The organism is Rhabdothermincola sediminis, assembly GCF_014805525.1.
GTDB classification, from domain to species: Bacteria; Actinomycetota; Acidimicrobiia; order Acidimicrobiales; family Acidimicrobilacustridaceae; genus Rhabdothermincola; species Rhabdothermincola sediminis.
This window is the reverse complement of sequence record NZ_JACFSZ010000010.1, coordinates 18,594-33,134: the sequence shown is the minus strand read 5'-3', so window position 1 is coordinate 33,134 and position 14,541 is coordinate 18,594. Positions and strand designations below refer to the sequence as shown.

At 70.7% G+C, this 14,541-nt stretch carries 15 protein-coding genes and 1 tRNA gene; 3 read left to right on the top strand and 13 right to left on the bottom strand.

All coding sequences use genetic code 11. From position 1 onward, the window contains the following. Positions 1-34 precede the first annotated feature (34 nt). The 7 genes from lysS to HZF19_RS09500 all read right to left on the bottom strand — a co-directional run bounded on the left by lysS (position 35) and on the right by HZF19_RS09500 (position 7,486). A complete protein-coding gene (gene lysS, locus HZF19_RS09530; RefSeq protein WP_208028539.1) occupies positions 35-1,585 on the bottom strand; it encodes a lysine--tRNA ligase in 1,551 nt (516 codons plus the stop codon). A gap of 84 nt (positions 1,586-1,669) precedes the next feature. Beyond that, a tRNA-Pro gene (locus HZF19_RS09525) sits at positions 1,670-1,747 on the bottom strand. Between the two features lie 79 nt (positions 1,748-1,826). Then, entirely contained in the window at positions 1,827-2,024 is a 198-nt protein-coding gene (locus tag HZF19_RS09520) for a hypothetical protein (protein ID WP_208028538.1), read from the bottom strand. Positions 2,025-2,035: 11 nt separating this feature from the next. After that, a complete protein-coding gene (locus HZF19_RS09515) occupies positions 2,036-3,622 on the bottom strand; it encodes an acyl-CoA carboxylase subunit beta (protein ID WP_208028537.1) in 1,587 nt (528 codons plus the stop codon). Next, the gene (locus tag HZF19_RS09510; RefSeq protein ID WP_208028536.1) at positions 3,588-4,664 is read right to left on the bottom strand and encodes a PP2C family protein-serine/threonine phosphatase; all 1,077 of its coding nucleotides are present in this window, start codon (positions 4,662-4,664) and stop codon (positions 3,588-3,590) included. The genes HZF19_RS09515 and HZF19_RS09510 overlap by 35 nt, the downstream gene beginning before the upstream one ends. A gap of 124 nt (positions 4,665-4,788) precedes the next feature. Beyond that, entirely contained in the window at positions 4,789-6,123 is a 1,335-nt protein-coding gene (gene der / locus HZF19_RS09505; RefSeq protein ID WP_307781190.1) for a ribosome biogenesis GTPase Der, read from the bottom strand. A gap of 1 nt (position 6,124) precedes the next feature. Then, the gene (locus tag HZF19_RS09500) at positions 6,125-7,486 is read right to left on the bottom strand and encodes a DUF512 domain-containing protein (RefSeq protein ID WP_208028534.1); all 1,362 of its coding nucleotides are present in this window, start codon (positions 7,484-7,486) and stop codon (positions 6,125-6,127) included. 52 nt (positions 7,487-7,538) lie between these two features. Here HZF19_RS09500 and ispH point away from each other — a divergent pair, with 52 nt between their 5' ends. From ispH to HZF19_RS09485, 3 genes are read left to right on the top strand one after another with little or no spacing between them, the layout of a single operon-like run. Continuing rightward, the gene (ispH, locus tag HZF19_RS09495) at positions 7,539-8,600 is read left to right on the top strand and encodes a 4-hydroxy-3-methylbut-2-enyl diphosphate reductase (protein ID WP_208028533.1); all 1,062 of its coding nucleotides are present in this window, start codon (positions 7,539-7,541) and stop codon (positions 8,598-8,600) included. Between the two features lie 2 nt (positions 8,601-8,602). Beyond that, entirely contained in the window at positions 8,603-9,007 is a 405-nt protein-coding gene (locus HZF19_RS09490; protein ID WP_307781189.1) for a hypothetical protein, read from the top strand. Between the two features lie 19 nt (positions 9,008-9,026). After that, positions 9,027-9,587, top strand: a complete 561-nt coding sequence (locus HZF19_RS09485; protein WP_208028532.1) for an HD domain-containing protein — start codon at positions 9,027-9,029, stop codon at positions 9,585-9,587. 18 nt (positions 9,588-9,605) lie between these two features. On the opposite strand, the gene HZF19_RS09480 is transcribed toward HZF19_RS09485, so the two are convergent. The 6 genes from HZF19_RS09480 to HZF19_RS09455 are packed head-to-tail and all read right to left on the bottom strand — an operon-like array spanning position 9,606 to position 14,540. Beyond that, positions 9,606-10,376 (bottom strand): lysophospholipid acyltransferase family protein, encoded by a 771-nt coding sequence (locus HZF19_RS09480; RefSeq protein WP_208028531.1) that lies wholly within the window; start codon positions 10,374-10,376, stop codon positions 9,606-9,608. Beyond that, entirely contained in the window at positions 10,373-11,008 is a 636-nt protein-coding gene (gene cmk / locus HZF19_RS09475) for a (d)CMP kinase (protein ID WP_208028530.1), read from the bottom strand. Before cmk ends, HZF19_RS09480 begins: the two co-directional genes overlap by 4 nt. After that, positions 11,005-12,324: a 3-phosphoshikimate 1-carboxyvinyltransferase gene (gene aroA / locus HZF19_RS09470; protein WP_208028529.1), complete on the bottom strand. Its 1,320-nt coding sequence runs from the start codon at positions 12,322-12,324 to the stop codon at positions 11,005-11,007. Before aroA ends, cmk begins: the two co-directional genes overlap by 4 nt. Next, positions 12,321-13,406 carry a prephenate dehydrogenase/arogenate dehydrogenase family protein gene (locus HZF19_RS09465; protein ID WP_208028528.1) on the bottom strand — a complete coding sequence of 362 codons (1,086 nt, stop codon included), beginning with the start codon at positions 13,404-13,406 and terminating at the stop codon, positions 12,321-12,323. The genes aroA and HZF19_RS09465 overlap by 4 nt, the downstream gene beginning before the upstream one ends. Further along, positions 13,387-13,752 (bottom strand): chorismate mutase, encoded by a 366-nt coding sequence (gene aroH, locus HZF19_RS09460; protein ID WP_208028527.1) that lies wholly within the window; start codon positions 13,750-13,752, stop codon positions 13,387-13,389. Before aroH ends, HZF19_RS09465 begins: the two co-directional genes overlap by 20 nt. 11 nt (positions 13,753-13,763) lie before the next feature. Then, positions 13,764-14,540 carry a pseudouridine synthase gene (locus HZF19_RS09455; protein WP_208028526.1) on the bottom strand — a complete coding sequence of 259 codons (777 nt, stop codon included), beginning with the start codon at positions 14,538-14,540 and terminating at the stop codon, positions 13,764-13,766. Position 14,541 lies beyond the last annotated feature (1 nt).

Genomic DNA, 14,541 nt, shown 5'->3' with positions numbered 1-14,541 from the left:
CTCCCTGCGCAGGCCGAGGCGCCCCGTGGGTTCGTCAGGGGTGACGGAACTCGTCCTCGGTGAGCCCCACCTCCGGGCGCAGGGTCGGGAAGAGGATCACCTCCCGGATGCTCTCCACGCCGGCCAGGAGCATGACCAGGCGATCGATGCCGATGCCGAGACCCCCACAGGGTGGCAGGCCGTACTCGAGTGCCCGGATGTAGTCCAGGTCGACGTCCCCTGCCTCCAGGTCGCCGGCTGCCTTGGCCAGGGCCTCGGCCTCGAACCGAGCCAGCTGCTCGACGGGATCGTTGAGCTCGCTGTACGCGTTCGCCAGCTCCCGCCCGTCGACGATGACCTCGAATCGCTCGACCAGGCTGGGGTCGGACCGGTGGGGCTTGGCCAGCGGCGAGGTCTCCCGCGGATGGTCGATGACGATGGTGGGCTCGAAGACCTTCGTCTCGGCCAACTCGTCGTAGACCTCGAAGACCAGTCGGCCCGCGCCCCAGTGGTCCTGGTAGGCGACACCCAGGTCGTCGAGCACGGCACGGACCTGCTCGACCGGCATCGACGGGTGCAGCTCGACGCCCACGCTGCGGCGGATCAGGTCGCTCATGGTGACCCGCGGCCACGGAGGCGCGAGATCGATCTCCCGCCCTCGCAGGGTGACCTTCGTCGTACCGTTCGCGGCAATCGCAGCCGACGCGACCAGGTCCTCGGTGAGGGTCATCATGTCCGTGTAGTCGGCGAACGCCTCGTAGGCCTCGAGCATCGTGAACTCGGGGTTGTGACGGGTGTCGATGCCCTCGTTGCGGAACACTCGTCCGATCTCGAAGACCTTCTCCATACCCCCGACGACCAGCCGCTTGAGCGGCAGCTCCAGCGCGATCCGCAGGTACGTGTCGAGATCGAGCGCGTTGTAGTGGGTGACGAAGGGCCGAGCCGTGGCGCCCCCCTGCTGGAGGTTGAGCATCGGCGTCTCGACCTCGTAGTACCCGCGCTCGCACAACCTGGTGCGGATGGCGTCGATCGTGGCCCGGCGTACGTCGAACACCCGCCGCGCCTCGTCGTTCACGATCAGGTCGACGTAGCGCTGCCGGTACCGGGTGTCGATGTCCGAGAGCCCCTTCCACTTGTCAGGGAGTGGGCGCAACGCCTTGGCGAGCAACTCGAAGCGTTCGACCTTGACGGACAGCTCGCCCTTCCTGGTCGCCATCACGAGGCCTTCGACCCCGAGCCAGTCCCCCCGGTCGAGATCGTTGAAGGCCGCGAGGGTGTCCGCACCGAGCACCGCCTGCGAGGCGAAGAGCTGGATCTCGCCCGATCGGTCCCTCAGGTTGGCGAACGTGAGCCGACCCTGCTCTCGCTTGAGCATCAGCCGGCCGGCGACCCGAACCCGCTGGTCGGTCTCGACCCCCGGTCGGAGCTCGCCGAAACGCTCCCGGATCTGGCCGATGGTGTGATCTCGATCGAAGCGGTAGGGGTACGGATCGACGCCCCGGGCCCGGAGCGCAGCCAGCTTCTCCAGCCGCACCGCCCGGATCCCGGCCGAGGCCTCCACCGCGGTCTCGGCGGGCGCGCCGTCTTTGGCCAGCTTCTCGCCCATCAGCTCCCCTGCTCCGAAACGGCTCACCGAACCGCGCCCGCTCTCCGCGATCGCCTGACCCGTGCGACGCAGGGGCGGTCCCTCTGGTCGGGCTGGCGGGATTTGAACCCACGACCTTCGGTCCCCCAGACCGACGCGCTAACCAAGCTGCGCCACAGCCCGTCGAGCAGCCACTCTACTGTGCCGCCGGGAGGGGTCGAACCGCCCGTACACGCTGGCGACGATCCCGCTCTGCCGAGCGCTACGACAGCAGCCACTCGATGCCCTGGACGACCCGCCAGCCGAGGTAGACCACCGCAGCCGCGACCAGGATCCAGAAGTGCCAGGGCACGTGGGTGTCGGGTGGTTCCCCGATCACCCGACCGCAGGTGGGGCAGGTGCCGTCGGGAGAAAGGCTGTTCGGGTTCCAGAACTTCGAGCAGTCGTCGCACCAGGGCATGCTGCCCGACCTCACACCGGGGGCACGCCGTGGCGGCGCTCGCTGAAGGCACGGCTCTTGCCGGCCGCCCGGGCCAGGCGACGAGCGATCTCGTCGCGCAGCTCAGGGAAGTCGACCACCGCGTCGACCACCAGCTCGGACGCTAGCCGCACCAGATCGACATCCGCCTCGTACACCTGCCGCTGGTGCCGCACGAACTCCTCGCGCTCGACCGGGTCCTCGATGGCCGAGATCTTGTTGGCGAAGACCGCGTTGACCGCCGCCTCGGGGCCCATCACCGCGATCCTGGCGGTCGGCAGCGCGAGGGTCGCCACGGGATCGAACGCCGGTCCTGCCATGGCGTAGAGGCCCGCGCCATATGCCTTGCGCACGATCACGGACACCTTCGGCACGGTCGCTTCCGACACCGCGGTGATCATCTTCGCCCCGTGACGGATGATGCCCTGGCGCTCGACCTCGGTGCCGACCATGAAACCCGGCACGTCGGCGAGGAAGACGAGCGGGATGTTGAAGGCGTCACAGCACCACACGAACCGGGCCGCCTTGTCCGCGGAGTCGACGAACAGCACGCCTCCCTTGTGCATGGGATTGTTCGCCACGATCCCCACCGGCGAACCTTCGAGGAGCCCGAAGCCCACGATGATCTCGGGGGCGAAGAGGGGCTTGACCTCGAAGAAGCTCTCGTGGTCGACCAGCCGGTCGATCACCTCGTGCATGTCGTAGCCGCGCGCGTCCTGGTCCGGCACGACGTTGCGGTCCAGGACCTCGAGCGGGGGCCGGACCTCGTAGCGCGGGGGCGCCTCCCGCCAGTTCTGCGGCAGGTACGAGAAGTACGCCTTGGCCTGGTCGATCGCATCCACATCATCGACCGCCAGGTTGTCGCCACAGCCCGAGACCGTGGCGTGCAGGCGAGCACCGCCCATCTCCTCCAAGGTGGTGATCTCCCCCACCACCATCTCCGCCATCCGAGGAGAGCCGAGGTACATCGAGGCGTTCCCCTCGACCATGACCACGATGTCGCAGAAGGCCGGGATGTATGCCCCTCCAGCCGCGGACGGTCCGAACAGGCAGCAGATCTGCGGTACCCGACCCGAGAGCTTGACCTGGTTGTGGAAGATCCGCCCCGCTCCGCGCCGACCGGGGAACAGCTCGACCTGATCGGTGATGCGCGCGCCCGCCGAGTCCACCAACCAGAACACCGGCAGCTCGTCTCGCAACGCGGCCTCGGTCAGCCGCACGATCTTCTCGACCGTCCGCGCACCCCACGAACCCGCCTTGACCGTGGAGTCGTTGGCCATCACGTACACGGGCCGGCCGTCGATGGTCCCGCTGCCGGTGACCACCCCGTCCGCGGGCAGCCCTTCCGCGACCGCGTTCGCGAGCAGGCCGTCCTCCACGAAGGAGCCCGGATCGAGCAACAGGTCGAGCCGGTCGCGGACGAACAGCTTGCCCTGCTCGGCCAGCTTCGCGGCTCCGGTGGCCAGGTTGCCCCGGCGCGCCAGCGCGGCCAGGGCCGCGAGGTGCTCCGGGTGGCTACCCGGCGTCCCGCCCGAGGCGGTCGGTTCAGGCTCGGCGGATCGCGAGGATGGCGACGTCATCGTTGATGGGGCCGCTCGAGAAGTCACGGGCGGCCTCGAGCAACGACTTGCACAGTACGTCCGGCGATACGCCGGGATCACGTCTGAGCGCGTTCGCGATGCGCTCCTCGCCGAAGAGCTGGCTGCCCGAGCGCACCTCGGAGAGGCCGTCGGTGTAGAGCAGGCACAGGTCGTTCGGTTCGAGGGGGATCTCACGGCTGATGAAGGTGGCGGCCGGATCAAGCATGAGCAGCGGGCCGGTGGCTCGCAGCGGGCGGACCTCGCGCTCGTGCCACAACCACGCGGCGGGGTGCCCGGCCGAGGCGTAGCGCAGCGTCCCCGCCTGCGTGTCGAACAACACGACACACAGCGAGATGAACTCCTCACCGCGTCCCATCGCGGACATCTGCCGGTTCAGCTCCTCCAGCGCCTGCGCGGGGTCGCGGTACTGCCGGAGGAACACCCGCAGCAGGTACTTGGCCTGGAACGCGGTGATGGCCGGTTCGATGCCCTGGCCGGCCACATCCCCGATGACCGCCGCCAAGCGGGTGTCCGCCGGGCGGAACACGTCGTAGAAGTCCCCGGCCATCAGCCCTGCGCCCGCCTGGTAGACCCTGCCCACTTCGAAGCCGGGGAAGTCGGGCAGCTCCTCGGGTGCCAGGCGCGCCGCCCAGCGGCGGGGTGCGAGATCCTCCTGCACGAGGACCTCCTGGGCTCGCCGCTCGAGCTCCGACCGGCTGTGCTCGAGTCGCGCCTCGTTCACGAAGTTGCGGCCGAACACCAGCGAGATGGCGATGGGCACGAGCATCACCGCGAGCAGGATCGCGCCGGCGCTGCGCCCCGCCACCGCGCCCGCCCCGGCCGCGAGCGCGAGCACGGCGTAGAGGATGGTGGTGTGCAGGTCCTTGCGGAAGTCCGAGAGCGCGAGCGCCTTGAGGTCAGCGTCACCCGACTCGCGCTGGAGCCGCTGGTAGAGCTTCTCGCGGTACCGCGCCGACCGGCCCCACACCGCCGCCGCCACGATGCTCCCGAGGGACACGAGACCCAAGAGCAACTGGTCCATGGTGCGCAACATCGTACTGAGGGCCCGGTAGCGACCGGTTGAGAACCCGTGACAGAACGCTGTGTACTTGCATCATCCTCGGTGCCTCTCGGTGTATGCCAAGCGGAGCGGTGACCCAGGCGGATCAGGAGGTGCGGCGACGCACCCGCAGCTTCAGCGGCGTGCTCCCGAGGTCGCAGCCCTCCCGGAGCTTGCGTTCCAGGTACCGCAGGTACGACGCCGGCAGCTCACGGTTGGCGAACAGGGTGAACGTCGGCGGGTCGACGGCACCCTGCGTCGCGTACAGGACCCGGGCGCCGTGCGGCGCGGGCTGGGCCGCCTGCGCGGCTCGGATCACCTCGTTCACCTTCCTGGTCGGAATGCGCCGGTGGTAGTCCTCGATCGCCCCCGCCAGCGCCGGGAGCAGGCGATGTACCCCTTTGCCAGTCTTCGCGCTGATCTTCAACACCGGTGCCTCACCGAGGAAGCGCAGCTTGTGGCCGACCTCGGCAAGCACCTCCTCGCGGCGTTCGGCATCGAGGGTCTCCCACTTGTTGAGCAGCACGACGATCGGGCAACCCGCGGCGTCGATCCGTTCGGCCAGCCGTTGATCCTGGTGGGTGACCCCTTCCGTAGCATCGATGACCAGCAGCGCCACGTCCGAGCGATCGATGGCCTGCAGGGCCCGGACCAGTGAGTAGTACTCGGTGCCCTCATCGATGCGGGCCCGGCGCCGCATGCCCGCGGTGTCGACGAAGCGCACCGGCCCGTCGGGGGTCTCGACCACGGTGTCGATCGTGTCCCGGGTGGTGCCGGGCAGGTCGTGCACGACCGCCCGCTCGTCGCCGATCAGTCGGTTGAACAGCGTCGACTTGCCCACGTTGGGCCGGCCGACGATGGCCACGGAGAACACCCGTGCCGCCTCATCGCCACCGGCGCTGCTCCCCGCCGGCTTCTCGGATGCCTCCCCGCCGGCCGGCTCGGGGGCGGGCAGGTGGCGCACGACCTCGTCGAGCAGGTCCCCCGTCCCCCGGCCGTGGAGCGCGCTGACCGGCCACGGCGCGCCGAGGCCGAGCGCGACGAACTCCCAGATCGCCGGCTCCCGCTTCTCGTCATCGACCTTGTTGGCGACCACCAGGACCGTGGCGCCGCTGCGGCGGAGCAGCTCGGCCACCCGGGCGTCCTCTTCGACGATGCCGACGGTGGTGTCGACCACCAGGAGCACCACCGCCGCCTCACGCACCGCCCGCTCGCTCTGGCGGCTCACCTTCTCGTCCAGGGGGCTGCCGCCCGGCAGCCAACCGCCGGTGTCGACGAGCAGGAAGCGCCTGCCCCGCCATTCCGCCTCGAGCGCCTTGCGGTCGCGGGTCACACCGGGCTTCTCCTCCACGATGGCCTCCCGGCGCCCGATGATGCGGTTGAACAGCGTGGACTTGCCCACGTTCGGGCGGCCGACGACGGCCACGATCGGGAGGGCCACGTCAGCCCTCCAGGGCGGCACGCAGTGCCGCTCCGTTCGTGGCCACCACCTCGACCGGTCGGGGTAGCTGGTTGGGCGTGGTCCCGTCGAGGAACCGTCCCCGTGAGAGGCACACGTCCGGCAGGAGGTACCGGTGGCCGGCGGGCTGGCGCCGCAGCGCCCGGTGGATGTCCGCGCCGACGAGCAGGCCGGCCACGCCCGTGTTGCCCCCGAAGAACTCGTTGCGGACCTCGACGATCCGCACGTCTCCCCGCCCCAGGCGGGCGATGATCGGCTCGAGCACCCGGGCGCCGTAGGTGCCGGTGATCACCCCGACGGGCGCGCCGGGCCCCATGGGCAGCTCCTCCCCCGCCGACTCCCCGCGGCGGGAAGCCCGGTACCCGTCGGGGGGTGCGCCCTCCACCCAGGCGAAGAACCCACTACGGGCGGCCGTCGGTCGGGCACCCGCGCCGTCGAACTCCAACTCGAACGCCCGAGCCATGCCCACGCCGTCCTCGTGCATCGGGAAGCCCTCGTAGGCCTCGGCGGGTGGGAACGGCTCACCGGCGAGCAGGTAGTACTCGTCGGCTGCGAACACCAGCCGCCGGCCGAGCACCGCGCGGTAGACCTCCTGCCAGTCGTGCACCGCGGCCAGCACCGCGCCGGCCTCGGCGGGGGTGTGGGCCCGCATCCGGGCCTCGGTGTTGTATCTCGACACCCCGAGCGGCACGACGCACACCGTCGCCAACTCCGGGTACTGGTCGAGAACACCCGCGAGTGTGTCGTCGAGCACGTCACCGTCGTTCACCCCCGGACACACCACGATCTGGCCGTGGACCTCGATCCCGTGATCGAGCAGTGCCCGCAGCCACCGCAGGCTGGTGGCCCCGCGGCGGTTGCGGAGGATCTCCGCCCGCCGCTGCGGGTCGGTGGTGTGGATGCTCACGTGCAGGGGGGAGAGCCGCTCGGCCACCACTCGCTCGAGGTCGGCCTCCGTGAAGCGGGTCAGGGTGGTGAAGTTGCCGTACAGGAACGAGAGCCGGTAGTCGTCGTCCTTGACGTAGAGGCTCTCACGCAGCCCCCGGGGCAGCTGGTAGATGAAGCAGAACTCGCAGTGGTTGTCACAGGTGCGCACCTGGTCGAACAGCGCGGCGTGCAGCTCGACCCCGAGAGGCTCACCGACGCGCTTGCGAACCTCGAGCGTGAGCTCAAGCCCTCCACGGTTCACGTCGAGGAGGATCTCCGGCTCCTCGGCGAGCAGTTGGTAGGAGATGACATCCCGAGGGCGCTCGCCGTTCAGCGCCAGGATCTCATCACCGGGCAGCACACCGGCGACCGCCGCCGGCGAGGCGGGCGCTACCGCGACGACACGAGGGGCGGACACAGGCCCGTCAGGGTACTGGCGCCGAGCGCGCCCCCGGTAGCCTGGGCGGACCATGAACACCCTACGAGCCGACCCCCCTGACTCGACGGTCGAGCGGGTGCTGCTGGCCGCGCCCCGCGGGTTCTGTGCGGGGGTGGAGATGGCCATCAAGGCCCTGGCGTGGATGGTGCGAGCCTTCGAGCCGCCCGTGTACTGCTACCACGAGATCGTCCACAACCAGCGGGTGGTGCAGCGCTTCGAGGACCTCGGGGTGATCTTCGTCGACGACATCGCCGACGTACCTCCCGGTCGGCCGGTCATGCTGTCCGCTCACGGCTCCGCACCGGAGGTCGTGGAGGCGGCGCGAGCCAGTGGACGCTACGTCGTCGACGCGGTCTGCCCGCTGGTCACCAAGGTGCATCACGAGGTGAAGGTCCGAGCCGGGAAGGGCTACCGCATCGTCTACGTCGGCCACGAGGGACATGAAGAGGCGGTTGGCACCATGGCCGTGGCCCCGGAAGCCATCCACCGGGTCGAGACGGTCGAAGAGGTCGATGCCCTCCCCGAGTTCGAACAACCGGTCGCGCTGCTGGCCCAGACCACCCTCAGCCACCGCGACTGGTCCGATGTGGCCGATGCCACCCGCCGCCGGTTCCCCGACGTGTGGATGCCAGGTCGTTCCGACCTGTGCTTCGCCACCACCAACCGCCAATCGGCGCTGATGCAGATCGCTCCTCGGTGCGATGCGGTGGTGATCATCGGCTCCGCCAACTCGTCGAACACCCGGGCCCTGGAGAGCATCGCCCGGGCCGCAGGCTGCCCCCGAGTCCACCGGGTCAACGGTCCGGAGGAACTACCTGCCGACCTGCGTGGCGTGGTCGGCGTGACGGCCGGCGCCTCCGCCCCCGAGGACCTCGTCGATGCCGTGATCGCCCACCTAGCCCCCACCGGCGGGGTGGAGGAGGTCCGATTCACGGACGAGGACGAGTACTTCCCCCCGCCGCGGAACCTGCGGGAGCTGCTCGCAGCCATCGACTCCTTCGCCACCTTCGCCCTGGGCGGCTCCCCCGCGAATCGGCCCGGGGTCGACGACCGCCGGGTGCGGGCCAGCGACGTCCTCGCCTCCCTCGCCTGACCGTGCTCCCCGTCGACTGGACGACCGTCCGCCTGTTCCTCCACGTGCTCGCCGCGACTGTCTGGGTCGGCGGGCAACTCACCCTCGCCGGTCTCGTCCCGACCGTCCGACAGCTCGGCCCGGACGCTCCCCGAGCCGTCGCCCGCCGCTTCAACCGGATCGCGTGGGTGGCCTTCGCGGTGTTGGTGGTCACCGGTGTCTGGAACCTGCTGGCCATCGACGTCGGCAGCCGTACCACCGCCTACCACGTCACCCTCGGTCTCAAGCTGGTGGTCGTGGCGGCTTCGGGTGTGGGCGCGGCCCTCCATGCCGGAGCCCGGTCCCGGGCCGCGCTCGCCGCCTGGGGAGCGGTCAGCCTGGCCGCCGCGCTTGGGGCGACGTTCCTCGGGGTACTGCTCGCCGGGTAGCGGCGCGACACTGTGGGGCATGGCCGAAACCAGCTTCACCCGCATGGACCGCTCCACGGCCGAGCAGTGGGCGGTGATCGGGGCCGAGACCGCGAAGAACCAGGCACGCGTCGCCGATCGCATGCTCGACCTGCTCCGCTCCCTGTCCTCGATCACCGACGGCTTCGCCACGGACCAGCTCACCCACTGCCTGCAGACCGCCACCCGGGCCGAGCGCGACGGCGCCGATCCCGAGGTGGTCTTCGCATCGCTGATGCACGACGCGGGCAAGGCGATCAGCGTGCCCAACCACCCGGCGATCGCCGCAGAGATGATCCGGCCCTATGTCCGCCCGGCGGTCTACGACATGATCCGGGTCCACCAGGACTTCCAGGGCCGGCACTACTACCACCACTTCGGAGGGGACCCGGACGCCCGCGAACGCCACCGGGCCGAACTCGACCCTGAGACCTTCGCCTTGGCCGAGCAGTTCGCAGACCAGTGGGACCAGACCGCATTCGACCCGGGCTACGACACGTTGCCGCTCGAGCACTTCGAGCCCCTCGTGCGTGAGCTGACCCGCCAGGCGCGCCTGTTTTGAACGCCCCTGGCCGGTGCGCTACCCGGACACCGGGTTCGGGTGCCCGGCGCGGGCCTGCGCCTCGTCGAAGAGCCGCTGGATCTCCTCACCCAGGCGGGCAGTCAGCTCCCGGGTGGCCCGGCGTGACACCCGACCGCTCTCCCCCTTCGGAGGGGGCATGAGCGGATCGCCGACGACGATGGCGATCTTCGCCGGCCGCGGGAACTTCATGCCCTTGCCCAGCGCCCGCTCGGTGCCTCCGATGCCGACCGGCACGATCGGGCACTGGGTGCGGATCGCCAGGTACGCCGGTCCCTCGAACATCTCCTGCACGGTGGGTCCGAACTGGCGGGTGCCTTCGGGGAACATCACCAGGGGCTCACCCCGTTCTAGGACCTCCAGCGAGGCTCGCAGCGCAGCCCGATCGGCCGAGGCCCGCTCCACCGGGAAGCCGCCCGCGGTGGTGAGGAACCACGCCCCGAAACGGCTCTTCCAGAGCGATTCCTTCCCCATGTACCGGAGGCGCCGCCGGGTGATCGCTGCCACCACCGGGGTGTCGAGGTTCGAGCGATGGATGGGCGAGACGATGAACGCGCCGCTGGCGGGCACCTTGTGCTGGCCGGTGATCGACAGCCGGAAGTACGTGCGGGCCACGATCTGCACCACCCACCACAGGAAGCGGTACATCACCCGCTGGCCTAAGGTCATCTGTTCGCCGCGCCGGTGACCCTCCGGGATGATGATCTCCCGGTCGGCCTTGACCTTCTCGATGGCCGGTCGGCGATGCGATCCCTGCGCTTCGTCGCTCACGCCAACCTCTCCATCACCCGCTCGACGATCTCGTCCACGCCGAGCTCCGAGGTATCGACCACGAAGGCGTTCGGCGCCTCTCGCAGGGGGTCGTGCGCCCGTCCCTGGTCGAGCGCGTCACGCCGGGCGAGGTCCGCGGCCACCGTCTCGTAGCTGAGGTCGGAGACCTCCTTCGACCGCCGGGACGCTCGCACCTCGGGGCGCGCATCGAGGTACACCTTCAGCTCGGCGTCCGGGAAGACCACCGTGCCGATGTCCCGGCCCTCGATGACACCACCCCCGCGCCGCTCGGCCCAGGCTCGCTGCCGGCGGCGCATCTGCTCCCGCACACCGGGATTGGCGGCCACGATGCTCACCGCTCGGGTGACCTCGGGCCCCCGGATCTCGATGGTCGCGTCGGCGCCATCGACCCGGACCGTCCCGTCGTCATCCATCTCCAGCTCGCAGTCCTCGGCCACGCGTGCCACCCGCTCCCCGTCGTCTGGATCGATGCCCCGCCGCAGCGCGGCGAAGGTCACGGCTCGGTACATGGCCCCGGTGTCCAGGTAGTCGAGACCGAGCTTCTGGGCCAAGGCCCGGGCCACGGTGGACTTCCCCGACCCCGCGGGACCGTCGATGGCGATCACCCTCATCGGCTCGTCAAGCTACCCCGTGCGCCCGGACCGCCTCGCAACTGCTCCAACACCTCGAAGTACCGGGGAAAGGTCTTCGCCACGCACCCGGGATCGGCGATCTCGATCCCCGGGACCCGCAGCCCGAGCAAGGCGAAGCTCATGGCCATCCGGTGGTCGTCGTAGGTCTCGATGACCGCGGGCCGCGGCACGCCCGGGTTGATCACCATCCCGTCGCTCGTCTCGCGGGCCTCGATCCCGGCCCGCCCCAGCTCTCGTACCACGGCCGCGATGCGATCGGTCTCCTTGGCCCTGATGAACCCGATGCCGGTGATCTCCGTCGGCGACTCGGCGAAGACTGCGGTGACAGCCAGCGTCGGCGCGATGTCGGAGAGGTCACGGAGGTCCACGGTGAGGCCCCGCAGGGAGCCCCCGGCAGCGACCTCCACCCCGCCGTCGTACCAGGTCACCGCGGCGCCCATCTGCTCGAGCACCTCCAGGAACCCGACATCGCCCTGGAGCGACGACCGCGACAGACCGGGCACCCGCACCCGCCCCCCGCTGATCACCGCCGCGGCGAAGAAGTAGGACGCCGCGGAGGCGTCCGGCTCGATCGGGTAGCGGGTGGCGCGGTAGCCGCCGGGCTCGACCGTGAAGCGACCGGGCCCTGGTCGGTGGACGGTCGCGCCGAACGCCTCCATCACCGCGACGGTCATGTCGACGTAGGGCACCGACACCAGCGGGGTCGAGACCTCGAGACCGAGCCCTCCCGGGTAGCAGGGGGCCGCGAGCAGCAGGCCTGAGAGGAACTGGCTCGACACGTCACCCGGCACCACGGTCGCTGCTGCCCGGGGCGGGCCGTGCACCGTGACCGGGAGATGACCGGACTGCTCCCGCTCGACCACCTCGACACCGAGCGCCCGTAGCGCGCTGATGCCGTCGGCCATCGGGCGGGCACGGAGCGGCGGGGCGCCGTCGAGGGTGAACGGCCCGCCGCCCGCTCCCAGCACGGCCAGCAGGAAGCGGGAGGTCGTGCCACTGAGCCGGGCGTACAGCTCCACGGGGTGACCGGGCAGCGTTGCGTCCACCCCGATCACCCGGAGGTCCGTCGCGCCGTCTTCCGCGCCGTCTGCCCACCGGAGCCGCACCCCGAGCCGCCCGAGGCACTCCATCATCGCCTCGGTGTCATCCGCCAGCAGCGCACCGGGCAACGCGCTCTCTCCCGATGCCAGCCCCGCGCAGAGCAGGGCACGGTTGGTCAGGCTCTTGGAGCCGGGCAGGGCGATCGTCGCGTCCGGCGGTGCATCCAGCGGTCGGACCGCGTAGGGCTCGCTCACGGGAGGCGGTGCACCGACGGCCGGTACCCCATGGCCACCAGGCCGTCGTGCAGTCGATCCGCCAGCTCCGCCTCGACCAGCAGGATGAGCAGACCTTGTGGTCCCTCGGCCGAGTGGGCGATCTCGATGTCGGCGATGCTGACGTCGAGATCGGTTGCGAGGGTGGTGATCTCGGCCAGCACACCGGTGCGATCCGGGATCGGCACCCGCAGCTCGGCCAGCTCGTCGGGGCGAGCGTACCGGACGGGCAGCGCCAGGCGAGCCTCCCGGGCTCGCTGGAGGATCGCCACCAGCTCCGCCCGTTCCCCCTTGTCCACCAGGTGCCGGAGCTCGGTGAGCGCATCCACGAGCCGATCGAGCTCGTCGACGATGGCGGCTCGGTTCTCGGCGCAGATGTCGGGCCAGATACCGGGATGGCCCGCCGCGATCCGTGTCATGTCTCGGAACCCTCCTGCCGCCAGGCGCAGCAAGGCCCGATGCTCGCTGGCCCGCTGGTCCGCCAGCCGCATGAGGGTGGCGGCCGTGAGGTGGGGGATGTGCGAGACCACCGCCACCATGGTGTCGTGACGCTCTGGGGGGACGCTCACCACCTCGGCTCCGAAGGAGCTGATGACCGACCGGATCGCCGCGTACGCGGCGTCATCGGTGCCGGCCACGGGGGTGAGGACCCACGTGGCCCCTTCGAACAGATCGGCCCGCGCCCCGTCGACGCCCTCGAGCTCCGAGCCGGCCATCGGGTGGCCGCCCACATAGCGGGGGTCGGCCATCAGGTCGAGCATCGGTCCCTTCACGCTGCCCACGTCGGTGACCAGCCCGCTGGTGGAGGCCAGCGCCTCGGCCACTGCGGCCGGGATGGTGCCCACCGGCGTGGCGATGAAGGTCACCTCGGCCCCGGGGTCGTGCCCCACCTGGTCGAGCGCACCCAGCTCGAGCGCCCGCCGGGCGGCGCGCGGGTTCCGGTCGTAGCCGGTGACGTGCCATCCCCGAGCACGCAGGGCGAGCGCGATCGACCCGCCGATCAGCCCGGTGCCTACGACACCCGCACGGCGGCGCTCCTCCATCTCAGGCCGGGAGGTCGTCACGGAGGTTGCTGGCCCCTTCGAGGTAGACGTGGTGCAGCTCGCCGCGCGACCGGTCGGTGGTCAGGTGCATGAGGACCCGGATGCAGCGGGGTGTGCCCCCGTCGATATCGAGCTCCCGAGCGCAGAGCAGCGGCACGTCCCCGAGCCCGAACTTGCGGGCCGCCGCTGCAGGGAACGCCGCGTGGATGTCATCGGTGGCGGTGAAGATCACACTGATCAGGTCGCCCTTGTCGATGCCGTTGCGATCGAACATGGCCGTGAGGAGCGCGATGACTCGGTCGAAGATCTGCTCTTCGGTGTCTTCGTCGACCGTGGTGGCCCCGCGGAGCGCTCGGACGGTGGGCATCGGCACCGATGCTACTGGCGCGGGCGTGCGCGCCCCGCCCGCGAGCCTCCACCCTCACCAGGTGACACCGAGGCGGCTCGCTCGAGGGCCCGCACCTCGGCCGGGGTCAGCTCCCGCCACGTCCCGGGTCGCAGCTTGCGATCGGTGATCGGGCCGATACGGGAGCGCACCAGGCGCTCCACCGGATGCCCGATGGCGTCGCACATGCGCCGGACCTGCCGGTTGCGTCCTTCGTGGATGGTGATGCGCAGCAGATTGGGGGCCACCAGCGCGACCCGGGCGGGGGCGGTCGGGCCGTCGTCGAGCTCGACGCCTTCCCGGAGCCGGCGGAGGGCCTGGCGGGAGGGCGTGCCCGCGACCTGCGCCAGGTACTCCTTCTCCACGCCGAAACGGGGGTGGGTGAGCCGGTAGGTCAGCTCCCCGTCGTTGGTCAGGATCAGCAGGCCCTCCGTGTCCGCGTCGAGTCGTCCCACCGGGTGCACCCGCGGCTCGGCAGGCACGAGACTGACGACCGTTCGTCGTCCCTGGGGGTCATCGGCGGTGCTCACCACCCCTCGTGGCTTGTTCAGGAGGTAGTAGACGAGACCGGGCCGGACCGACACCGGCACGCCGTCGACCTCGATACGGTCGTGGTCCACGTCGACCCTCCGGCCCAGCTCCGCCACCTCACCGTTCACGGTCACCCGGCCGGCGGCGATCAGCTCCTCGCAGGCCCGGCGGCTGCCGAGTCCCGTCCGGGCGAGGACCTTCTGGAGGCGATCGCCGCCGTCGCGTCCAGCGGAGCCCACG

Excerpts from the sequence above, each read along its gene's own strand:
- lysS (WP_208028539.1), bottom strand. The coding sequence starts at position 1,585 with ATGGGCGAGAAGCTGGCCAAAGACGGCGCGCCCGCCGAGACCGCGGTG.
- HZF19_RS09520 (WP_208028538.1), bottom strand. The coding sequence starts at position 2,024 with ATGCCCTGGTGCGACGACTGCTCGAAGTTCTGGAACCCGAACAGCCTT.
- HZF19_RS09515 (WP_208028537.1), bottom strand. The coding sequence starts at position 3,622 with ATGACGTCGCCATCCTCGCGATCCGCCGAGCCTGAACCGACCGCCTCG.
- HZF19_RS09510 (WP_208028536.1), bottom strand. The coding sequence starts at position 4,664 with ATGGACCAGTTGCTCTTGGGTCTCGTGTCCCTCGGGAGCATCGTGGCG.
- ispH (WP_208028533.1), top strand. The coding sequence starts at position 7,539 with ATGAACACCCTACGAGCCGACCCCCCTGACTCGACGGTCGAGCGGGTG.
- HZF19_RS09485 (WP_208028532.1), top strand. The coding sequence starts at position 9,027 with ATGGCCGAAACCAGCTTCACCCGCATGGACCGCTCCACGGCCGAGCAG.
- cmk (WP_208028530.1), bottom strand. The coding sequence starts at position 11,008 with ATGAGGGTGATCGCCATCGACGGTCCCGCGGGGTCGGGGAAGTCCACC.
- aroH (WP_208028527.1), bottom strand. The coding sequence starts at position 13,752 with ATGCCCACCGTCCGAGCGCTCCGCGGGGCCACCACGGTCGACGAAGAC.